Raw genomic sequence first — 20665 nt, forward strand, 5'->3', positions numbered from 1 at the left:
CCACCAAGTTCCGAGGCTCTGGGTGTGCGCGAGCGACAGACGGCGCGATTAGGCTGTTCTCGTGACTGACACTGCCAATGACGCTCAGAAGACGGCCACACCGCCAACGACGCCCGTCCCCGTGAGTCCCGCCGCCGAGCAGGCGACGGAGACCGCGACGCTGTCGTACCCGGGTGGGACGGCGGAGTTCCCGATCCTGCCGAGCGTCGACGGCGCGTCCACGGTGGACATCTCGACCTTCAAGAAGCAGACCGGGATGAACACGCTCGACTACGGGTTCGTGAACACCGGGTCGACGAAGAGCGCGATCACGTACATCGACGGCGACCAGGGCATCCTGCGGTACCGCGGGTACCCGATCGACCAGGTCGCCTCGAACTGCACGTTCCTCGAGGTCGCCTGGCTGCTCATCTACGGTGAGCTGCCGACCGAGTCCGAGCTCGAGGACTTCGACGCGCGCATCCGCCGGCACACGCTCCTGCACGAGGACCTCCGTCGCCTGTTCGACGCCCTGCCGCACTCGGCGCACCCGATGTCCGTGCTCTCCAGCGCGGTCAGTGCGCTGTCGACGTACTACGAGGACGACATGGACGTCGACGACCCGGAGAAGGTCGAGCTCCAGACCGTCCGGCTCCTCGCGAAGCTCCCGGTCATCGCCGCCTACGCGCACAAGAAGTCCATCGGGCAGGCGTTCCTGTACCCGGACAACTCACTGTCGTTCGTCGACAACTTCCTGCGCCTGAACTTCGGCACCATGGCCGAGACCTACACGCCGAACCCGGTGCTGACGAAGGCGCTCGACCGGCTGCTCATCCTGCACGAGGACCACGAGCAGAACGCCTCCACCGCGACGGTCCGCCTGGTCGGCTCGACGAAGGCGAACATGTTCGCGTCGATCTCCGCCGGCATCAACGCCCTGTACGGTCCACTGCACGGTGGCGCGAACGAAGCCGTCCTCGAGATGCTCCAGCAGATCAAGGACTCCGGCGAGCCGGTGCAGCGCTTCGTCGAGCGCGTGAAGAACAAGGAGCGCGGGGTGAAGCTCATGGGCTTCGGACACCGCGTCTACAAGAACTACGATCCCCGCGCGAAGCTCGTGAAGGAGTCGGCGGACGAGGTGCTCGAGTCCCTGGGCGTGCAGGACGACCTGCTCGACATCGCCCGCGAGCTCGAGGAGATCGCGCTCAGCGACCAGTACTTCATCGATCGCAAGCTGTACCCGAACGTGGACTTCTACACCGGCATCATCTACAAGGCGATGGGCTTCCCGCCGCGGATGTTCACCGTGCTGTTCGCGATCGGGCGCCTGCCCGGCTGGATCGCCCAGTGGCGCGAGCTCAACAACGACCCCCTCAACAAGATCGGTCGCCCGCAGCAGCTCTACGTGGGTTCCCCGAAGCGGGACCTGCCCGCTCGCTGACGCCGCGCACCCGCTCACGTGGTCGCGCCCGCCGACGAACATCGCGCCCCGTCGTGACGGGGCGCGATGTTCGTGCGGGGGCGCGACGCTGCGCGCGACCGCTCCACCGTGGACTGCAACCGCTTGGAGGCCCGGTGCCGGTCTCGCGGACCGGCACCGGGCCTCCAGGCGGTTGCCTGCGTGAGCACGAGGTCGCCGGCCCACCGCGCACCCCGGCGGCGCGTGCGCAGACGATCTGCCGCCTGGTCGCGCCCGCCGACGAACACCGCGCCCCGTCGTGACGGGGCGCGGTGTTCGTGCGGGGGCGCGATGCGCGCGGGTGCGTCGCTACGCGTGGAGCGCGGTGTTGAGCTGGATGCCCTCGCCCTGGCGCTGCAGCGCCTCCACGGCGCCGGAGACGCTGTTGCGGCGGAACAGGATGTTCGGCGCGCCGGACAGCTCGGCTGCCTTCACGGTCTTCGGGGTGCCGTCGGGGTTCGGCGCCGATCCGACCAGCACGACCTTGGTGCCGGCGGTGACGTAGAGGCCGGCTTCGATGACGGAGTCGTCGCCGAGGGAGATGCCGAGCCCGGCGTTCGCCCCGAGGAGTGCGCGCTCGCCGAGCGAGACGCGGTGCGTGCCGCCGCCGGAGAGCGTGCCCATGATGGACGCCCCGCCGCCGATGTCGGTGCCGTTGCCGACGACGACGCCCTGGGACACGCGGCCCTCGATCATGGCGTCGCCGAGGGTGCCGGCGTTGAAGTTGACGAAGCCCTCGTGCATGACGGTGGTACCCGGTGCGAGGTGTGCGCCCAGTCGGACACGGTTGGCGTCGCCGATGCGGACCCGGTCCGGCACGATGTAGTCGACCAGGCGGGGGAACTTGTCGATCGCGTGCACGGCGATGCCCGCGCGCTGCAGGGACGGGCGGAGGCGCGTCAAGTCGGCGGGGAGCACGGGCCCGGCGTTCGTCCACGCGACGATCGGCAGGTGACCGAAGACGCCGTCGAGGTTGATCGTGTTCGGGCGCACGTGCAGATGGCTGAGGAGGTGCAGGCGCAGGTAGGCGTCCGGGGTGCTGGCCGGGGCTGCGTCGATCTCGATCTCGACCGTGACGGCCTCGATGCGGACCCCACGGCGGTCGTCCTCGCCGATGTGCTCCTGCAGCTCGAGGGGGAACTCGGCGTCCGCGGGGAGCGCGCCGAGGTGCGTCTCCGGGAACCAGGTGTCGAGCTCGGTGCCATCGGAGGCGACGGTCGCGAGGCCGTGGCCCCAGGCGGAGGTCGGGCGGGCGGTGGTGTCGGTCACGGCTCCAGGGTAGTGGTGCCCGGTAGGGTGACCGCATGCCGGAGCAGCTCGACCTCACCGCCTCGTCCATCGACATCACCCGTGCCATCTGCGACATCGAGTCGGTGTCCGGCAACGAGCGGTCCCTCGCCGACGCGATCGAGGCGGTGCTCGCGCCGCTGCCGCACCTCGAGGTGATCCGCGACGGTGACGCGATCGTCGCGCGCACGAACCTCGGCCGTGACCGCCGCGTGGTGATCGCCGGCCACATCGACACCGTGCCGCTGAACGACAACCTGCCGACGGAGTTCCGGACGGCGGAGGACGGCACCGAGATCCTCTGGGGGCGTGGGACCGTCGACATGAAGGCGGGCTGCGCGGTGCAGCTGAAGCTCGCGTACGACCTGGCGGCACCGTCGGTGGACGTCACGTGGGTCTGGTACGACCACGAGGAGGTGTCCGATGCGCTGAACGGCCTGGGACGCCTCGCACGCACGCGCCCGGAGCTCTTGGCCGGCGACTTCGCCATCCTGGGTGAGCCGTCCGGCGCCCAGATCGAGGGCGGATGCAACGGCAACCTCCGCGCCGAGATCCGTGCCTACGGCAAGCGCTCGCACAGCGCCCGCAGCTGGATCGGTGACAACGCCATCCACAAGGCGGCACCGATCCTGGCGACCCTGGCCGCGTACGAGCCGCGCACGGTCGAGGTCGACGGGCTCGAGTACCGCGAGGGCCTCAACGCCGTGGGGATCACCGGCGGCATCGCCGGCAACGTCATCCCGGACGAGGTCATGGTGCACGTGAACTACCGGTTCGCGCCGTCCCGTTCGGCTGACGAGGCCGTCGCGCACATCCGCGAGCTGTTCGACGGCTACCAGGTGGACATCGTCGACCTGGCCGCCGGCGCACGCCCGGGTCTCGACGCGCCGCTCGCGCAGGACTTCGTCGCCGCGGTCGGCGGCCCTGAGCCCCGCCCGAAGTACGGCTGGACCGACGTCGCCCGTTTCTCGGCCCTCGGCGTCCCCGCCGTGAACTACGGCCCGGGCGAGCCGGTGTTCGCACACCACGACGACGAACAGGTCCCCGTCGCGCAGATCACCGCGGTCGAGGACGGTCTGCGTCGGTGGCTGACGGCGTGACCGCCGCGTCGCCGTCTGGCTCCGTGCCGGTCCGGCGTCCACGGCCAGGGGTCGCGCGCTGGCGTGCCCGGTACCGCGTCGTGCCCTGGTGGGCGCGGATCACCGTCGTCTACGTGCTCGCCCGGATCGTCACCGGCGCGATGCTCATGGGGTTCTCGAGCATCCAGACCGCGAACTCGTTCACGTTGTCGCACCCGCCGTACCTGTCGTTCGCGTCGATCTGGGACGGTGCCTGGTACCGTGTGATCGCCTCGGCCGGGTACCCCTCGACGCTGCCGCTCGACACCGCAGGGCACGTCACCGAGAACGCGTGGGCGTTCATGCCGGCGTACCCGTTCCTGGTCCGCGGGCTGATGCTGCTCACGGGGGCGTCCTTCGAGCTCGTCGCGGTCTCGGTGTCGCTCCTCGCCGGGTGGGGCGCTGCGCTGGTCTTCCGCCGGCTGATGGGGCGGTTCCTCGACCCGGCGCGGGCGACGTTCGCGACGGTGCTGTTCTGCGTCGCGCCGGTCTCGGTCATGTTCCAGGTCGCCTACGCCGAGGCGATGGGGGTGTTCCTGCTGGTCGTCGCGCTGCTGCTCCTCGTGCAGCGCCGGTTCTGGACGATGCTGCCCGTCGTGCTGCTGCTCGGCATGACCCGCCCCACCGGGCTGGCGTTCGCGCTGCTGATGGTGCTCTTCATCGGCGTGTGGTGGCTCCGGCCCGCGTGGGTGCGGATGCCGTCGCGCCCGTCGTTCCGGTCGCTCGTCCCGCCGGCGGTCGTGGCGGTCGTCTCCGGTCTGGTCGGGCTCGCGTGGCCGGCGATCGCGTGGGCGGTCACCGGCGTCCCGAGGGCGTACACGGACACGGAGCTCGCCTGGCGGTCGTCCTACATCGGGTGGAAGGAGCTCGTGCCGTTCGCCCCGTGGGTGCAGGGGTTCGGGTGGTGGTTCCGGCAGCCGGCCGGCGGGGTGCTGCTCGCCCTGGTGCTCGTCGGGTTCGCGGCGTTCGTGTTCATGCCGCCCGCGCGGCGGATCGGGCTCGAGCTGCGGCTCTGGGCGGTCGCCTACCTGGTGTACCTGCTCGCGGTGTTCTTCCCGCAGTCCAGCACGTGGCGCATCCTCCTGCCGATCGCACCGCTGCTCGGGATCGTGGCGCTGCCGCGGTCACGGGCGTACCGCGTGCTGGTCGTCGTGCTGTGCGTCGTGCTGCAGTGGGTGTGGATGTACTACTGCTGGTGGGTCGACGGCTACGACTGGACCCCGCCGTGATCGGTGGGGGCTGCCTCCGCGCTCGCGTCGAGCGCCTCGGCCGCTGATCCGTCCTCGGGCCTCCACGCGGCGGCGGCCGTCACCATCGCGTTGACCGTCGCGATGAACGGCACCGCGAAGAAGGCGCCGACCACCCCGGCGATCGTCGTCCCGGCGGTGACGCCGAGCACGACGCCGAGCGGGTGCACCTTGACGGCGCTGCCCGTGAGGAACGGGTGCAGCACGTGGCTCTCGAGCTGCTGCACGAGCACGACGATGCCGAGCATGATGAGCGCAGGCACCCAGCCGTTGAACACGAGCGCGACGAGCACGGCGACGACGCCGGCGACGATCGCGCCGACGACGGGGACGAAGGCGCCCATGAACACGATCACGCCGATCGGGATCGCGAGCGGCACCTGGAGGATGAGCGCGCCGATCACCACGCCGAGGGCATCGGTGATCGCCACGACGAGCTGCACGCGGATGAAGCTCGTGAGGGTCTTCCACCCGGCGGCACCGGCGACGTCGATGCGCGGTCGTGCCCGTCGCGGGAAGATCCGGACGACCCATGCCCAGATCCGCGGCCCGTCGATGAGCACGAAGATCGTCGTGAAGACGATGATGAACAGGCCCTCGAGCGCGTGGACCGCCCCGGTGCCGGCCTCCTGGAAGCCCGAGAGGATCGACGAGGCGTGTGACTGCAGGTACGCGGTGCCCTTCGACACCCACTCGTTGACCTGCTTGACCGTGATGCCGAACGGTTCGCTGTCGAGCAGGGACTGCAGCGAGCGGATCTGCACGTGCAGCCGGTGTTCGAGCGACGGCAGGTCGTACCGGATCTGTGCCGTGACGACGAGGGCGAGGACACCGATCACCACGACGACGAGGATCAGGCTCGACAGCACCGCTGCCCACTTCGGCCAGCGGTGGCGCTGCAGGAACGACGACATCGGAGCGAGCAGCGCGCACAGGAGCAGCGCGATGAGGAACGGGACGACGATCTCGCTGAGCAGGACGACCAGCGCGATCACGACGGCCAGGAGCGCGCCGACCACGAGCAGTCGCCACGAGAACGCGCCGGCGATGCGCATGCCGGCGGGCACGGCGTCGTCGGCTCCGGGAGCGGGGTCCGGACGGCGCATGGAGGGAATGATCGGCACGCACACAGGGTAGGGAGAAAGGTCGCGAGAACGACGTGATCGATGGCCCCCAACCTGGGCGGTTTCGCAGTTGGCCCTTCCGTACGGGATAATGGGACGGCATGTACTGCACGAAAGGGGACATCTGATGGCAGCCATGAAGCCGAGGACCGGTGACGGGCCGATGGAGGCTGTTAAGGAGGGTCGACTCATCATCGTGCGGGTTCCGCTCGAAGGTGGAGGCCGCCTGGTCGTCTCGGTCAACGACGCCGAGGCCAAGGAACTCCACGACGCACTCGCCGAGGTCGTCTCGGCATAGTTCGTCGACGCTCCACAGCAGAGGGCCCGGAACGCGTACGTTCCGGGCCCTCTGTGGTCCGTGCGCGGTTGTCGTCGGTCGCCGCCATGATGGTCGCGTGCCCCGTTCCCGCCGATCCGTCCGCCGTGTCGAGGAGTACGCCGCCGATCCGATGCCGCGCGGCGCGTGGCCCGCGACGCTCGCTCCCGTCCGGCAGGTGCTCGACGACGGGCTCGACCTCGACACCGTCACGGTCTTCGTCGGGGAGAACGGCGCCGGCAAGTCGACCCTGGTGGAGGCGATCGCCCTCGCCTTCGGCATGAGTCCGGAAGGCGGGTCGACGAACTCCGGCCACAGCACGCGCCCGAGCGAATCCGATCTGTGGGAACACATCGCGCTGCACCGGGAGCCGGGGGTCGACGCCGAGTTCGGTCTCGTGGAGTGGCTTCTTCACGTACCTCGAAGAACACCCGGGGTCCCGGCCGGAGCCGGTGTTCCACGAGCGGAGCCACGGTGAGTCGTTCCTCGACTTCGTGATCGACCGGTCGCAGTGGCCGGGGTTGTGGATCCTCGACGAACCCGAGTCGGCGCTGTCGTTCCAGGGGTGTCTGGCGCTCATCGGGCTGTTGCAGGCGATCGTCGACGACGGCCTCGGGCAGGTGGTCCTCTCGACGCACTCGCCCGTACTGGCGGCGTTCCCCGGAGCGACCATCCACGAGGTCGGGGAGTGGGGCCTCCGGCGCAGTGCCTGGGCCGACCTCGACCTGGTGCGGAACCAGCGCGCGTTCCTCGAGTCGCCGGAGCGGTACCTGCGACATCTCGAGTGAGCTAGGCGGTGACCTTCGTCATCTGCAGCAGGCCGTCACCGGCGGGGGACAGCGAGCTGATCACGGCGCCGGAGGTCGACACCTCGGTGAGCAGCAGCCGGAAGTCGGTCGTCGCACGGTCCCGCTTCACCGGGTCGGCGACCCGACCGCGCCACAGTGCGTGCGGCACCAGGACGGTCCCACCGAGTCGCGCGAGCCGCAGCCCGTGCTCGACGTACTCGATGACGTGCTCGGGGTCGGCGTCGACCAGGACGACGTCGTAGGACGCCTCGTTCATGCGGGGGAGCACCTGGTTTGCGCGACCCGGGATCAGCCGGACGCGCGACGGCGCGGTCCCGGCGGCGATGTAGGCGTCGCGGGCGTACTGCTGGTGGTCGACCTCGATGTCGATGGTGGTGAGGGTGGCCTTCGGGGCGCCGCCGAGGAGGTACAGCCCGGAGACCCCGAGGCCGGTGCCGATCTCGATGATGCCGGTCGCTCGGGATGCGGCCGCGATGACGCTCATCTGCGCGCCGATCGACGGAGCGACTGCTTCGACACCGAGCTCGAGCGAGTGCTCGCGGGCACGGGCGATCACCTCGGACTCGGAGACGACGTCCTCCGCGAACTTCCAGTTCGACTCTTTCTCTGACACGCACACTCCTCGAACGACAACTCTAGGGTGCAGTTCGGCCGGTTCGGGTTAGGCTCGCTCGTGTGAACATCCCGCTCGACAAGATCCTGATCATCGGGATCATTGCCGTGCTCTTGCTCGGGCCACAGCGGCTGCCGATGTACGCGCAGAAACTCGCCGAGTTCGTCAAAGCGGTCCGACGGTTCGCGGACACCGCCAAGGACCGCATGCGCGAGGAGATGGGCCCGGACTTCGACGACGTCGACTGGCAGCAGCTCGACCCGCGGCAGTACGACCCGCGCCGCATCATCCGCGACGCGCTCCTCGACTCCGGCACCGGCGCTGCCGCTGCTGCCGCCCCGCAGGTGACCGCCACGAAGGTCCGTGCGCCGGCACCGATCGTGCCGCTCGCCGCCGGCGAGAAGGCGCCGTACGACGGCGAAGCGACCTGACGCCCGCTTTCTCGCGAGACACCGTCATCCGCACGAGACGCCGCCGGTTCCGGCGGCGTCTCGTGCGTTCCGGGGCGTCTCGCGCCTGCGTGACCGCCCGCGGACGGGAGGCTCGGTGCCAGCTGGCACCGAGCCTCCCGTCCGTGCCGTGGTGCGTTCCGACCCATCCCGCCCGCAATGGAAAGCCGAATCGCGCGTAGGTGGCCCGGAAAACCGGCCTCCTACGCGCGATTCGGCTTCCTACGCGCGGTTCGACCCGCTACTTCAGGTCGGCCAGGAAGCGGTCGGTCCAGGCCAGGGCGGACGACCCCGTCACGGAGTTGCACGTCGCGGACGCGGTGCTCGTCGGCGTCGCGCAGGGGGTGTCGCGGTCGAGGGACCAGGTGTGCACCCCGGCGAGCCCGTGCGACTTCGCGTACGACGACACCGTGTCGACGTCGGCGAGCGTGAAGACCTCGTCCGAGGCGTCGTTCACCCCGAGCATCGGCGTGACCTCGATCTTCGACGATGCGATCCCGTACGTGTGCTGCAGGTTCGTCACGGCCTGGATGGTGGACTGCCCCATCTCGCAGGTCGACCCGACAATGACGCAGTTCGCCGCGGTGGCCCGGCCGAAGTCCATCGTCATGAGGTTGACCGTGTAGTTCGTCAGGCTGGACGCCTTGATCGCCTTCACGGTGGCGTCACCCGTGCTGTTCAGTCCGCCGTACGATCCGTCGGACGCGGCCAGGGTCGCGAGGGTGAACGAGAAGCGCAGGCCCGGGTACTTCGTCTGCGCGAGCGCCGCGGCGTTCACGAGGTTCTGCACGTCGGCTGCCGACTGCCCGCTCTCGATGTCGAAGTCGACGCCGATCATGTGCGGCGACGCGTACCGGGCGATGAAGCTCTGGAGCGCGGTGCCGGAGCACTTGAACGACCCGGCCGCTCCGCCGGTGCTGACGATGTAGTTCACGCCGGCGGCGTCGAGCTTGGGGATGTTGGCGCTCGCGAACGCGTCGGCGGCGACCCCGCCCCAGTTCTCGCTGCCGCAGGTGCCGGTCGCGAACGCGAGGGTGATCGCCTTGAGCCCGGGCTCCCTGGTCGAGACCAGGCTGTTCGAGCTCCCGACGACCGGGATGCGCGTGCCCGTGACCGCGGTGTTCATCGCGTTCGTGTTCCAGTCGAGGTTCACGGTGACGTCCTTGTACGGGCTGAAGACCAGTCCGCTGGCGGTGCCGGTGCTGCCGTTCCCGGGGTTCGTGGTGCCGCCGCCGCCCGTGCCACCGCCGGGCGTTGTGGTCCCGCCCGTGCAGGCCCCCGTCGAGGTCCACGGCTGACCGCTCCCCGTCGCGCCCGAGTGGGTCGCGGGGTCGTCGCCCTGCGTCCACCAGTTCGCGGTGTAGTTCGTGCCGTTCTCGCTGACCGTCTGCCCGCCGCTGTAGGCGGTGCCCGACGCCCACGCGGTCGCGCAGGTCGTCGCGGCGGTGGCGGCCGTGGCCGGTACGGCTGCGAGCGTTCCCCCTGCGAGCGCTGCTGCCACGGCGCCGATGACGCCGATCCGGATCCTGGTGGTCCTGTTCACCTGGGTTCTCCAATGCTTCGGCCGACGTCGTCGTCAGCACGGTGGAGCTCCTGCACCCTGAATACGCAGGAGCATTGTGGAATACCCCTGCATATTGCTCTCGGCAACAGGTGTGCGTCCATGAGGAGACGTACAGGAAGCGTGAACCGGAGTGTGGCGCCGGTCAGGAGAGGGAGAGCCCGAGCTTCCGGCCGGACAGTCCACGGCCCATCGTGGCGACCCGGTCCGCGATCGCGGTCAGTGCGACCGCGGCGACGTCGTCCGGTGCGCCGAGGACCACCGGGACGCCGGCGTCGCCGCCCTCGCGGAGCGGGACGGAGAGCGGCACGCTGCCGAGCACCGGCACGGGGGAGTCCTGCCCGCGGGACAGGCGGGCTGCGGTCTCGGTGCCGCCGCCCTCGCCGAACAGGTGCAGCACGGAGCCATCGGGCTGGACGAGGCCCGCCATGTTCTCGACGACGCCGACCACACGCTGGCCGGTCTGTCGCGCGACGATGCCGCTGCGCTCGGCGACGTCCGCCGCGGCGGCCTGGGGTGTGGTGACGACGAGCACCTCGGCGTGGGGGAGCAGCTGGCCGACCGAGATCGCGACGTCCCCGGTGCCGGGCGGCATGTCGAGCAGGAGCACGTCGAGGTCGCCGAACCACACGTCGGACAGGAACTGGTTCACCGTGCGGTGCAACATCGGGCCACGCCAGGACACCGCGGTGGAGGGATCGTCGACGAACATGCCGATGGAGATCACCTTCACGTCGTGGGCGACCGGCGGCAGGATCATGCTGTCGACCCGGGTCGGACGGGGTGCGACGCGACGCTCGTCCGTGAGGCCCATCAGCCCCGGGACGCTGAACCCGTGCACGTCGACGTCGACGATGCCCACCCGGAGGCCGCGACGGGCGAGCGCGACCGCGAGGTTCACTGTGACGGTGGATTTCCCGACGCCGCCCTTGCCGCTCGTCACGGCGATCACCCGCGTCAGCGAGTCCGCGGTGAACTGCACGCCCTGTGGACGTCCCTCGCGGAGGCGTTCGGTGAGCGCCTTCCGGACCGCTGGGTCCATCACCGAGACGTCCACGTCGACGTGGTGCACGCCGTCCACGGAACCGGCGGCCGACCGGACGTCGCGCTCGATCGTGTCGGCGGCCGGGCACCCGACGATCGTGAGCTGCAGGTCGACGCGCACCGAGCCTCCTGGCTGGACGTCGACACCACGGATCATGTCGAGCTCCGTGACGGGCCGTCGGATCTCGGGATCGATGACGCGGCCGAGCGCAGCGAGGACCGCGGCGCCGAGCTGTTCGTCGGTGGCCTCAGCCACGGGTGGTGCTGCCGGGCTCGTCGGCGAAGCCGGCGTCGTCCGCGTCACGCCGGTCGAGCTCCTCGAGCAGCGATCGGAGCTCGGCGCGGATGAAGTCCTTCGACGCCATGTCCCGCATCGCCAGGCGGAGTGCGACGACCTCGCGGGCGAGGTACTCGGTGTCGGCGAGGTTCCGCTCCGCGCGCTGCCGGTCCTGTTCGAACTGGACGCGGTCGCGGTCGTCCTGCCGGTTCTGCGCGAGCAGGATCAGGGGCGCCGCGTACGACGCCTGCAGGGACAGCACCAGGGTCAGCGCGGTGAACCCGATCGCCGCGGAGTCGAACTGCCACGGCTTCGGCGTGAGGGTGTTCCACCCCATCCACACGACGCAGAAGAGCGTCAGGCCGACGAGGAACCAGGGAGTGCCCATCGCTCGTGCGATGCCCTCGGTCGCACGGCCGAACGCGTCTCCGCGGCCGGAGCGGCGTCGGGTCGGCAGGACACTCGTCCGCATGCCCTTCGGGGAGTCGAGTCGGCCGTCCGGACGCTGCTCGCGCCGGTTCTCATCCGTTCGTGCCACGTGCGGTCCTCCTTCCGGTGCTCACGGGGGGCCTGCGGGTCTTCGTCCGGGGACGGGCGGGTTCGCCGTCCCCCTGACTCCGCCAGTCGTCCGGCAGGACGTGGTCGAGCACGTCGTCGATCGTCACCACCCCGACCAGGCGGTGGGCGTCGTCGACCACGGGGACGGACACGAGGTTGTAGGTCGCCATCACACGCGTCACCTCGGCGGCGCTGGCGTCCACCCGGACCGGCTCGGTCTGCTGGTCGATCAGCGTGCCGAGTCGCTCGTTCGGCGGGTAGCGCAGCATCCGCTGGAAGTGCACGAGCCCGAGGAACCGGCCGGTCGGCGGCTCGTACGGCGGGAGGGTCACGCAGACGCTCGCGCCGAGGGCCGGCGCGAGCTCGTGCCGGCGGATGAGTGCGAGTCCCTCGGCCACGGTGGCGTCGGCGGAGACGATCACGGGCTCGGTGGTCATCAGGCCACCAGCGGTGTCCGGCTCGTACTCGAGGAGCATGCGGACGTCCTGCGCCTCCTCCGGCTCCATGAGCTGCAGGAGCGCCTCGCTCCGCTCGTCGGAGAGCTCGGCGAGGAGGTCGGCGGCGTCGTCCGGCTGCATCTGGTCGAGGACGTCGGCGGCGCGCGCGTCCTGGAGCGAGGACAGGATCTCGACCCGTTCCTGGTCGGGCATCTCCTCGAGCACGTCGGCGAGACGGTCGTCGGGGAGCTCCTCCGCTACCTCGAGGCGCCGCTCGACGGGCAGGTCGAGGAGCGTCGAGGCGAGGTCCGCCGGCACCAGGTCGGAGTACGCGGCGATGACGTGCTCGGCGGACTGCGACTCACCGGGGAGCTCGTCCTCGGTGACCTCGTTCCACGTGGCGAAGGTCGTCGGCCCCTTGCCGAACGGGGACGGCGTGGTCTTCGGCTTGCGCAGGAAGAGCTGCGACACCTCCCAGTCGCCCTGGCCGCGGTCCTCGATCGCGATGTCCTCGATCGTGGCGCGGATGCGGTCCTTCGTGATGAGGACCTTGCGCCCGAGCATCTCGGCGATCACCCGGACCTCACCGCCGCGCTGTTCGAAGCGGCGCATGTTCACGAGGCCCGTCGTGATGACCTGCCCGGCACCGATCGACGTGATCCGGCCGACCGAGACGAAGATGCGGCGCTTCCCGGGGACCTCGACGATCAACCCGACGACGTGCGGGGGATCGGCCCGGCGGTAGACCACCAGGACGTCCCGGACCTTGCCGACGCGATCGCCGGCGGGGTCGAAGACGGAGCACCCGGCGAGGCGGGCGACGAATACCTTCGAGGCGCTCACCCAGCCAGCGTAGCCGGTCACCCGTCCGTTCCCTGGCCGTCCGTCCTGGTCGTTCCCTGGTGGTTCTCGTGCGATTGCAAGGACGAGGGTGGAAGATGACTGTGTGAGCACTCAGAGCCCCTTCCGCGGTCGTACGGCGCAGGCGTTCCCCACGCTGCCCCGCGGGGACGTCCTCGGCACCTTCGACAGCTACCCGGACGCGCAGGCGGTGGTCGCGAAGCTCGCCGAGTCGGAGTTCCCGGTGAACAAGCTCTCGATCGTCGGCAACGACCTCAAGACCGTCGAGCGGGTCACCGGCAAGATGACCTACGGGCGCGCGGCCCTCGCGGGTGCCTTGTCCGGCCTGTGGCTCGGCTTCTTCTTCGGCATCGTGCTGACGCTGTTCTCGCCGACCGCCGGCGGCCTCATCTTCGCCGCCGCGATCATCGGCGCCGCGTTCGGCATGCTCTACGGCATCGTCTCGTTCGCCATCACGAAGCGGCAGCGGGACTTCACGAGCGTGCACCAGGTGCTCGCCACCAACTACCAGATCATCGTCGACCCGCAGCTCGTCGGGCAGGCGCAGCGCATCCTCGGGCAGTCCGGCGCGACGCCGCACGCCGCGTGGAACCCCGGGCAGCCGGGCAGCGGTGCCGGTGCGCCGTTCCAGGGGCAGTCTGGGCAGCCCGGACAGCCTCCTCGCCAGGAGCCGTGGCGTCCCGGTCCGCCGACGGGATCGCCGTACGGTGGGCAGTCCACGCCGCACAGCCAGTCCGGTCAGCCGGGCCAGTCCGGTTGGTCGGGCCAGTCCGGTTCATCGGGCCAGCCGGGTTCGTCGGGTCAGTCCGGTTCGTCGGGCCAGCCGGGTTCGTCGGGCCAGGCCGGGCAGCCGTTCGGTCAGCCTGGAGGCCCGCGGCAGCCCGGCGCGTCGGCACCCGTCCCCGGTGCGCAGCCGCGCTACGGCACCAACGACGGTCCGCGGTACGGCGAGACCCCGGAGACGGCTCCGCAGCAGCCGGCCGCGCCGACCGCCGCTCCGGCACCTCGTGCGGATGAGCCGCCGCGGTACGGGGAGCGCGTCCCCGGTGCGACGCCGCCCGCGCGCGCCGACTCTGCTCCCGAGGATCCGGACGCTCCCGCACCGTCCGGCTCGGCTCCGTCGGCTGACGACGACCGGAGCTGAATCCCGGGCCCCTCACGTCCCTTCCCGCACGAGCCCACCCGGCTCGCTGGGCGCTGACGCCCGACTGGTCGCAACGCCCCGTTCGCGTTCGTCGAGCGGTCACGACCTGTCGTCCGAACGCCTCCGAACCGGCCGATCGTGACCGGTGGGCGTCGTGCCGACGGGGTGTTGTGACCGCTCGCGATCGCGGTGGACCTCCGTGCCCGAACGCCGGCGCGCGTGCGGCCGGTGGCGCGGGTGCGGCCGGTGGCGCGCGTGCAGCTGGTGGCGCGGGTGAGCCGCGCGCGAGCATGGGCGTGGGCGTGGGCGGCTACAGGACCTTGGAGTAGCAGGCGGACAGCGGGGCGCCGACGTACGGGCCGAAGTTCGCGATGCGGCTGAAGCCCTCGCGCTCGTAGAACCGGATCGCACGCTTCTGTTCCGTGCCCGTCTCGAGTACGAGCGCGGGGGAACCGAGGTCGAGCGCTGCCTCTTCGAGGCGCCGGAGGATCCCCGTCGCCGCCCCCGTTCCGCGGGACTCGCGACGGACGTACATGCGCTTGATCTCGGTCACCCCGTCGGCCACGAGCCGGAGCCCGCCGCACCCGATCGGCGTGCCGTCCCCGTCGCGCGCCACGAAGAACACCGCGATCGACTCGGCAGTGGGCTTGTCACCGGGCTCGGTGTCACCGCCGTACGTGCTGTCGATCTCGATGCGTTGGGCAGCACGCAGCCGCTGGGCGTCGGGCGAGTCGAAGTGCTCGACGTCGATCGTGATGCTCTGCGAGGAAGCTTCGGGTGTCGTCACCCGCTCAGGCTAGCGCCCGGTGCGGGCGATCCACCCCTCCACTTCCGAGGGGGTCCTGGGGATGCCGATCGACAGGTTCTCGGCGCCGTCGGCGGTCACGAGGATGTCGTCCTCGATGCGGACACCGATGCCGCGGAACTCCTCCGGCACCGTCAGGTCGTCCTGCTGGAAGTACAGGCCGGGCTCGATCGTGAAGACCATGCCGGGCTCGATGATGCCGTCGATGTACATCTCGCGACGGGCCTTCGCGCAGTCGTGCACGTCGAGCCCGAGGTGGTGGCTGGTGCCGTGCACCATGTACCGGCGGTGGAACTGGTTGTCCGGCTGCAGTGATTCCTCGGCCGAGACGGGCAGGAAGCCCCACTCGGAGGTCTTGCGCGCGATGACCTCCATCGCCGTCGCGTGCACCTGACGGAACGTGATGCCCGGCTTCACGATGGCGAACGCAGCGTCAGCGGCCTCGAGCACGGCTTCGTAGACCAGACGCTGCACGGCCGTGAACGTGCCGCTGACCGGCAGCGTGCGCGTGATGTCCGCGGTGTAGAACGAGTCCACCTCGACGCCGGCGTCGATGAGGATGAGGTCACCGGGCTGCACGGCGCCGTCGTTGCGGGTCCAGTGCAGGATGCAGGCGTGGTGGCCGGACGCCGCGATGGTGTCGTACCCGACCGTGTTGCCGTCGGCGCGGGCACGGCGGTTGAACGTGCCCTCGACGATGCGCTCGCCCCTGGGGTGTGCGAGGACCGCGTCGAAGTCGGCGATCACGTCGGCGAACCCGCGCTGGGTGGCGTCGACGGCCTTGCGGAGCTCGTTGACCTCGTACGGGTCCTTGACGAGGCGGAGCTCGGAGAGGTCTCGGGCGAGCACGTCGTCCGTCGCCGCGACGTCGTCGGTCGCGGCAGCGCCACCGACCGCGGAGCCGAGGCGCTCGTCGAGGGAGCGCGTGAACTCGGAGTCGGCGTCACGGACGACGAGCACCGAGGCGTCGAGGGCGTCCTGGACCCCGGAGAACTCGCCGAGGTCGGCGGTGGCGATGCCCAGGTCGGCGGCGACCTCGTCCAGCGAGGGGCGCGGACCGACCCAGAACTCGCCGATCTCCGGGTTCGCGTAGAACTCCTCGGAGTCGCGTCCAGCGGTCGAGCGGAAGTAGAGCGTGGCGTCGTGCCCGGAGCCGTTCGGCGTCATCACGAGCACGGAGCCGACGACGGTGTCGGTGCCCCAGCCGGTCAGGTGTGCGAACGCAGAGTGCGGGCGGAACGGGTAGTCGCAGTCGTTCGAGCGGACCTTCGCGGTGCCGGCGGGGACCACGATCGTCCGACCGGGGTGGAGCTCGGAGATGCGGGCCCGACGGGCGGCGGCGAAAGCAGCCTGCTCACGTGCTGCTGGCACGGGGCGGTCGCGCTCGGCCCACTGGGACCCGATGAAGTCCTTGAAGGTCGAGGAGCCGGGGGTGGTGGAGCGGTTGCTCGTTGCGCGGGGAGTCGTGTCGGCCATGCCCCCATCATCGCACCGCGCTCGACGCCCGGTCTGTGTGCCTGCTCACCTGTGGATACGATTGGCGCGTGCCCGACCCGTTCATCGACCTGCACGCGCACTCGAGTGTCTCCGACGGCACCGAGCCGCCCGCCGACCTCGTCCGGGCAGCGGCGGCCGCCGGACTGGACGCCGTCGCGCTGACCGACCACGACACCACCGCCGGGTGGGCCGACGCCGCTGACGCCGCACGCGAGCTCCCGCTGACGCTGGTCCCGGGCCTCGAGCTCAGCACGCGCGTCGGCTACCGGAGCGTGCACGTCCTCGGCTACCTCGTCGACCCCGACGACGCAGCCCTGTCGGCCGAGACCGAGCGCATCCGTGACGGCCGGCTGTCCCGAGCGCACCGCATGGTCGACCGCATCGGCGAGGACCACCCGATCACCTGGCGGGACGTCCTCGCGCAGGCGAGCCCCGGCGCGACGATCGGCCGGCCGCACATCGCCGACGCCCTCGTCGCCCGCGGGCTCGAACCCGACCGCAGCGCGGCGTTCCGCGGGATCCTGCACCCGGCCTCCGGGTACTACGAACCGCACGACGCCCCGACACCGCTCCGTGGCGTCGAACTCATCCGTGCCGCCGGTGGCGTCCCCGTGATCGCGCACCCGGCAGCGACCTCCCGCGGGATCGTCATCGACGAGGCGGGCCTCCGCGAGCTCGTCGACGCCGGCCTCGGCGGGCTCGAGGTCGACCACCGCGAGAACCTCGCCCACGGCAAGCGCACCCTGCTCGAGTGGGCGGACCGCTACGGCCTGTTCGTCACCGGCTCGAGCGACTACCACGGCACCGGGAAGCCGAACCGTCTCGGCGAGCACCGCACGTCACGCCGCGCCTTCGACGAGATCCTCTCGCAGGCGACGGGTTCGGCCCCGGTGGTCGGCCCGGGTTCACGCCTGCCCTGACCCGCGAAGGCGACACATCCCGCCTCGGGCGTCCTGTCCCCTCCGCGAAAGCGACTGATCGCCGCGAACGGCTGGACGCACGCTGTCGCTTTCGCGAGGAGGGCCCGGCCGAGGAGGGCCCGGCCGAGGAGGGCCCGGCCGAGGAGGGCCCGGCCGAACAGCGCCCGGACGCCGAAGGGCCCGTCGCGCCAGCGACGGGCCCTTCGGACTGGAGGCGCTACTCGCCGTCCGACGCCGGCTGCGGTGCCGAGGCGGTCGCCTCGCCACCCGTGCCGGCCCCGCGACGACGGCGACGCCGACGGCGCTTGGGTGCCGAACCGTCGCCTTCGGCGGCGTCCGGACCCGTGCTCTCGGCCGCGGGGGCGGAGTCCGCAGCCGATGCTGCCGGGCGATCCGAGCCTCCTGTCCGGGTGCGGCGACGCGGACGCGACTCGCTCGAGTCGGAGGACTCACCGGAACGACGCGGCGGCCGTGACCCGGTGCGCTCCGCGGTGCCCGCCGTGGCGGCGTGCGACGACGACCCGGGGAGCCGGCCCTTGGTGCCCTGCGGGATGTCGAGGTCCTCGAACAGGTGCGGCGACGACGAGTAGGTCTCGACGGGCTCGGGGATGCCGAACTCGAGGGCCTTGTCGATGAGCGTCCACTTGTGCAGGTCGTCCCAGTCGACGAACGTGACCGCGATGCCGGTCTTGCCCGCGCGGCCGGTGCGGCCGGCGCGGTGCAGGTACGTGTCCGGGTCGTCCGGGATCGTGTGGTTGATCACGTGCGTGACGTCGTCGACGTCGATGCCGCGGGCCGCGACGTCGGTGGCGATGAGCACGTCGCGCTTGCCGGCCTTGAAGGCGGCCATCGCACGCTCGCGCTGCTCCTGGTTGAGGTCGCCGTGCACCGCTGCGGCGTTGAACCCGCGGTCCTTCAGTTCCTCGACCAACTTCGCCGCCGCACGCTTGGTGCGGGTGAAGATCACGGTCTTGCCGCGGCCGTTCGCCTGCAGGATGCGGGCGATGACCTCGTCCTTGTCGAGCGAGTGCGCGCGGTAGATGACGTGCTTGATGTTGGCCTGCATGAGGCCCTCGTCCGGGTCCGTCGCGCGGATGTGCACCGGACGCGTCATGAACCGGCGGGCCAGGGCCACGATCGGCGCCGGCATCGTGGCCGAGAACAGCATCGTGTGGCGCACGGCGGGCACGGCCTGGAAGATCCACTCGATGTCCGAGAGGAACCCGAGGTCGAGCATGCGGTCGGCTTCGTCGAGCACGACCTCCTGCACGTGGGAGAGGTCGAGCAGGCGCTGCCGGTGCAGGTCGATGAGGCGCCCCGGGGTGCCCACGACGATCTGCGCGCCGGCCTTGAGCTGCTCGACCTGGCCCTCGTACGCCTTGCCGCCGTAGATCGAGACGATCGTGGTCGGGCGGTTCGACGACGCGAGTTCGAGGTCCTCGGTCACCTGCACCGCGAGTTCGCGGGTCGGGACGACGACGAGCGCCTTGACGCCGTGCGCGGGGTCTGCGCCGAGGCGCTGGATGAGCGGCAGGCCGAAGCCGAGGGTCTTGCCGGTACCCGTCTTCGCCTGGCCGATGATGTCCTGGCCGGTGAGGCCGAGGGGGATGGTCTGTTCCTGGATCGGGAAGGGCTCGATGATGCCCTTGCCGGCCAGCGCATCGACGATGTCCTGGTCGATGTTGAGGTCTGAGAAAGTCAAGAAGGTCACCCTGTCCTATCGGGGAGTCCGAGCCAGTCTACCGGGGTGCGAGGTGCGCGCCGTCGCGGCCCCTATGCTGGTCGCGTGGTGTCGTGGTGGAACCGGAAGCGCGCGGCGCAGCTCGCAGCTCAGTGGCTCGCGTCGCGGAACCCGAAGAACGCCGCCCAGACGGAGCGTCTGCAGCTCGACGACGTCAGCCCCGAACTACCCGTGTACCTCGGGCAGGCGGCCTACCTCCAGCTCTCGCTGTACGAGACGATGGGCCGTGCAGGGGCCGGCGCTCCCACGCTGTCCGGTCGCCTGGTGACCGGTGTGCTGGCGACGACCGCGCTCGAACGGCACCGGTCGATCGTGGCCGAGATCGAGCGCCTCGGCGAGGACCCCGCCGAGCTGATGGCACCGCACCGCGCCGCGATCGACGTGTTCCTGGAGCGGACGAGCGGCGCCGACTGGTACGAGTCGATGCTCACCGGCTACGTCACCGCCGGCATCCTCAACGACCTGTTCGCGAACCTGCTGCGCTCGCTCCCGAACGACGTCCGGCAGCGGCTCGGCTCGGTGTTCGACGCGCGGGAAGAGCCCGCCGTGGTCGAGGAGCTCAGCGCGCGGATCGACGAGGAGCCGCAGGTGTCCTCGCGGCTGGCGATGTGGGGCCGACGGCTCGTGGGCGACACACTGCTGGTCGCGCGGTCCGCGCTCGCATCGCACGCCAGGGAGGACCAGTCCCGGCTCGAGCCGGTGTGGACCGAACTGATCGCGGCGCACACCAGGCGGATGGACGCGCTCGGCCTGACGGCCTGACGACGGACAGGAGGCTCGTGGCGACGCCGCCACGAGCCTCCTGTCCGATGGTCGGTCGCCTCGTTCTTGCCGGCTGTCTCAGGCGCCGCGCGCCTTGACCTGCTCGTAGAAGGCGGTGTCCTTGGCCGTCCGGTTGCGGCCGAGCAGCCACTCCACGACGAGGGCGACGACACCGGCACCGACGAGGGCGACGACCCAGATCCAGGTGGCGTCGTACTGCCAGCCGGCCCAGGTGAGCGCTTCCCACAGGACGGCGGCCGTGATGCCGCCGACCGCGGGGCCGAGCAGCTGCCCGCGCGTCGAGTGCCACGGCAGGATCACGTGCGCGATCGCGCCGCAGATGATGCCGCCGAGGACGGCGAAGAGGAGCTCCACGCGTCAGCTCAGGCGACGAAGCCGATGCGTCGGGCCTCTTCGGCACCGAACTCGACGTAGGCGAGGGCGACCGCGGGGACGATGAACTTGCGGCCCTTGTCGTCCTGCAGCGTCAGGTGCGTCGCATCGGAGGACAGCGCGTCCGCGACAGCCTTCTCGATCTCCTCAGCGGTCTGCTTCGTCTCGAAGGCGATCTCGCGCGGGCTGTTGATGATGCCGATCTTGATGTCCACGTGCTCACCATATCCGAGGGGTCCGCGCCGGTCCGGTGCGTTCGCCGCG

Annotated in this window: 22 protein-coding genes; 10 read left to right on the plus strand and 12 right to left on the minus strand. The window is 70.8% G+C overall.

All coding sequences use genetic code 11. From position 1 onward, the window contains the following. Nucleotides 1-121: 121 nt before the first annotated feature. Nucleotides 122-1420: a citrate synthase gene (locus tag ACIPJ2_RS12515; RefSeq protein ID WP_281267554.1), complete on the plus strand. Its 1299-nt coding sequence runs from the start codon at nucleotides 122-124 to the stop codon at nucleotides 1418-1420. 327 nt (nucleotides 1421-1747) lie between these two features. Here the strand turns inward: ACIPJ2_RS12515 and dapD are convergent, their stop codons facing one another. Continuing rightward, complete coding sequence (dapD, locus tag ACIPJ2_RS12520) at nucleotides 1748-2707, minus strand: 2,3,4,5-tetrahydropyridine-2,6-dicarboxylate N-succinyltransferase (protein WP_402729091.1); 960 nt, start codon at nucleotides 2705-2707, stop codon at nucleotides 1748-1750. A gap of 35 nt (nucleotides 2708-2742) precedes the next feature. Here dapD and dapE point away from each other — a divergent pair, with 35 nt between their 5' ends. Both dapE and ACIPJ2_RS12530 read left to right on the plus strand, forming a co-directional pair. After that, nucleotides 2743-3825, plus strand: coding sequence for a succinyl-diaminopimelate desuccinylase (dapE, locus tag ACIPJ2_RS12525; protein WP_281267204.1), 1083 nt, complete (start codon nucleotides 2743-2745; stop codon nucleotides 3823-3825). Further along, nucleotides 3810-5072: a mannosyltransferase family protein gene (locus ACIPJ2_RS12530; protein ID WP_402729092.1), complete on the plus strand. Its 1263-nt coding sequence runs from the start codon at nucleotides 3810-3812 to the stop codon at nucleotides 5070-5072. The genes dapE and ACIPJ2_RS12530 overlap by 16 nt, the downstream gene beginning before the upstream one ends. On the opposite strand, the gene ACIPJ2_RS12535 is transcribed toward ACIPJ2_RS12530, so the two are convergent. After that, on the minus strand, nucleotides 5051-6214 hold the full coding sequence (locus tag ACIPJ2_RS12535) for an AI-2E family transporter (protein WP_402729093.1): 1164 nt from the start codon (nucleotides 6212-6214) through the stop codon (nucleotides 5051-5053). The genes ACIPJ2_RS12530 and ACIPJ2_RS12535 overlap by 22 nt on opposite strands. A 127-nt stretch (nucleotides 6215-6341) precedes the next feature. On the opposite strand from ACIPJ2_RS12535, the gene ACIPJ2_RS12540 reads away from it, so the two are divergent. From ACIPJ2_RS12540 to ACIPJ2_RS12550, 3 genes are all read left to right on the plus strand, one after another. Then, complete coding sequence (locus ACIPJ2_RS12540) at nucleotides 6342-6512, plus strand: DUF3117 domain-containing protein (RefSeq protein WP_017887054.1); 171 nt, start codon at nucleotides 6342-6344, stop codon at nucleotides 6510-6512. A gap of 97 nt (nucleotides 6513-6609) precedes the next feature. Then, complete coding sequence (locus ACIPJ2_RS12545; RefSeq protein WP_402729094.1) at nucleotides 6610-7008, plus strand: AAA family ATPase; 399 nt, start codon at nucleotides 6610-6612, stop codon at nucleotides 7006-7008. Further along, on the plus strand, nucleotides 6983-7318 hold the full coding sequence (locus ACIPJ2_RS12550) for a hypothetical protein (protein ID WP_402729095.1): 336 nt from the start codon (nucleotides 6983-6985) through the stop codon (nucleotides 7316-7318). The genes ACIPJ2_RS12545 and ACIPJ2_RS12550 overlap by 26 nt, the downstream gene beginning before the upstream one ends. 1 nt (nucleotide 7319) lies before the next feature. On the opposite strand, the gene ACIPJ2_RS12555 is transcribed toward ACIPJ2_RS12550, so the two are convergent. Beyond that, nucleotides 7320-7952: an O-methyltransferase gene (locus tag ACIPJ2_RS12555; RefSeq protein ID WP_402729096.1), complete on the minus strand. Its 633-nt coding sequence runs from the start codon at nucleotides 7950-7952 to the stop codon at nucleotides 7320-7322. 62 nt (nucleotides 7953-8014) lie between these two features. Here ACIPJ2_RS12555 and ACIPJ2_RS12560 point away from each other — a divergent pair, with 62 nt between their 5' ends. After that, the gene (locus ACIPJ2_RS12560) at nucleotides 8015-8383 is read left to right on the plus strand and encodes a Sec-independent protein translocase TatB (RefSeq protein WP_402729097.1); all 369 of its coding nucleotides are present in this window, start codon (nucleotides 8015-8017) and stop codon (nucleotides 8381-8383) included. A gap of 259 nt (nucleotides 8384-8642) precedes the next feature. Here ACIPJ2_RS12560 and ACIPJ2_RS12565 read toward each other — a convergent pair whose 3' ends face one another. The 4 genes from ACIPJ2_RS12565 to ACIPJ2_RS12580 form a co-directional block, all read right to left on the minus strand. Then, nucleotides 8643-9944, minus strand: coding sequence for a carbohydrate-binding protein (locus ACIPJ2_RS12565; RefSeq protein WP_402729098.1), 1302 nt, complete (start codon nucleotides 9942-9944; stop codon nucleotides 8643-8645). Between the two features lie 163 nt (nucleotides 9945-10107). Then, nucleotides 10108-11262, minus strand: a complete 1155-nt coding sequence (locus tag ACIPJ2_RS12570) for an Mrp/NBP35 family ATP-binding protein (RefSeq protein ID WP_402729099.1) — start codon at nucleotides 11260-11262, stop codon at nucleotides 10108-10110. Beyond that, complete coding sequence (locus ACIPJ2_RS12575; protein WP_402729348.1) at nucleotides 11255-11755, minus strand: DUF1003 domain-containing protein; 501 nt, start codon at nucleotides 11753-11755, stop codon at nucleotides 11255-11257. The genes ACIPJ2_RS12570 and ACIPJ2_RS12575 overlap by 8 nt, the downstream gene beginning before the upstream one ends. Before the next feature lie 49 nt (nucleotides 11756-11804). After that, a complete protein-coding gene (locus ACIPJ2_RS12580; protein ID WP_402729100.1) occupies nucleotides 11805-13121 on the minus strand; it encodes a magnesium transporter MgtE N-terminal domain-containing protein in 1317 nt (438 codons plus the stop codon). Between the two features lie 103 nt (nucleotides 13122-13224). On the opposite strand from ACIPJ2_RS12580, the gene ACIPJ2_RS12585 reads away from it, so the two are divergent. Continuing rightward, on the plus strand, nucleotides 13225-14283 hold the full coding sequence (locus tag ACIPJ2_RS12585; protein WP_402729101.1) for a general stress protein: 1059 nt from the start codon (nucleotides 13225-13227) through the stop codon (nucleotides 14281-14283). Nucleotides 14284-14593: 310 nt separating this feature from the next. On the opposite strand, the gene ACIPJ2_RS12590 is transcribed toward ACIPJ2_RS12585, so the two are convergent. Both ACIPJ2_RS12590 and ACIPJ2_RS12595 read right to left on the minus strand, forming a co-directional pair. After that, nucleotides 14594-15070, minus strand: a complete 477-nt coding sequence (locus ACIPJ2_RS12590; protein WP_281267214.1) for a GNAT family N-acetyltransferase — start codon at nucleotides 15068-15070, stop codon at nucleotides 14594-14596. 9 nt (nucleotides 15071-15079) lie between these two features. Continuing rightward, nucleotides 15080-16564 carry an aminopeptidase P family protein gene (locus ACIPJ2_RS12595; protein ID WP_402729102.1) on the minus strand — a complete coding sequence of 495 codons (1485 nt, stop codon included), beginning with the start codon at nucleotides 16562-16564 and terminating at the stop codon, nucleotides 15080-15082. 68 nt (nucleotides 16565-16632) lie between these two features. Between ACIPJ2_RS12595 and ACIPJ2_RS12600 the strand changes: the two genes are divergently transcribed. Beyond that, nucleotides 16633-17505, plus strand: coding sequence for a PHP domain-containing protein (locus tag ACIPJ2_RS12600; protein ID WP_402729103.1), 873 nt, complete (start codon nucleotides 16633-16635; stop codon nucleotides 17503-17505). Between the two features lie 217 nt (nucleotides 17506-17722). On the opposite strand, the gene ACIPJ2_RS12605 is transcribed toward ACIPJ2_RS12600, so the two are convergent. Continuing rightward, the gene (locus ACIPJ2_RS12605) at nucleotides 17723-19207 is read right to left on the minus strand and encodes a DEAD/DEAH box helicase (protein ID WP_402729104.1); all 1485 of its coding nucleotides are present in this window, start codon (nucleotides 19205-19207) and stop codon (nucleotides 17723-17725) included. An 84-nt stretch (nucleotides 19208-19291) separates the two neighbouring features. On the opposite strand from ACIPJ2_RS12605, the gene ACIPJ2_RS12610 reads away from it, so the two are divergent. Continuing rightward, complete coding sequence (locus ACIPJ2_RS12610; RefSeq protein ID WP_281267218.1) at nucleotides 19292-20008, plus strand: ferritin-like fold-containing protein; 717 nt, start codon at nucleotides 19292-19294, stop codon at nucleotides 20006-20008. Between the two features lie 78 nt (nucleotides 20009-20086). Here the strand turns inward: ACIPJ2_RS12610 and ACIPJ2_RS12615 are convergent, their stop codons facing one another. Both ACIPJ2_RS12615 and ACIPJ2_RS12620 read right to left on the minus strand, forming a co-directional pair. Continuing rightward, nucleotides 20087-20383: a hypothetical protein gene (locus tag ACIPJ2_RS12615; protein ID WP_281267219.1), complete on the minus strand. Its 297-nt coding sequence runs from the start codon at nucleotides 20381-20383 to the stop codon at nucleotides 20087-20089. 8 nt (nucleotides 20384-20391) lie between these two features. Beyond that, a complete protein-coding gene (locus tag ACIPJ2_RS12620) occupies nucleotides 20392-20616 on the minus strand; it encodes a DUF3107 domain-containing protein (RefSeq protein ID WP_281267220.1) in 225 nt (74 codons plus the stop codon). Nucleotides 20617-20665 lie beyond the last annotated feature (49 nt).

It is taken from the genome of Curtobacterium sp. NPDC090217, assembly GCF_044746705.1.
Classification (GTDB): domain Bacteria; phylum Actinomycetota; class Actinomycetes; order Actinomycetales; family Microbacteriaceae; genus Curtobacterium.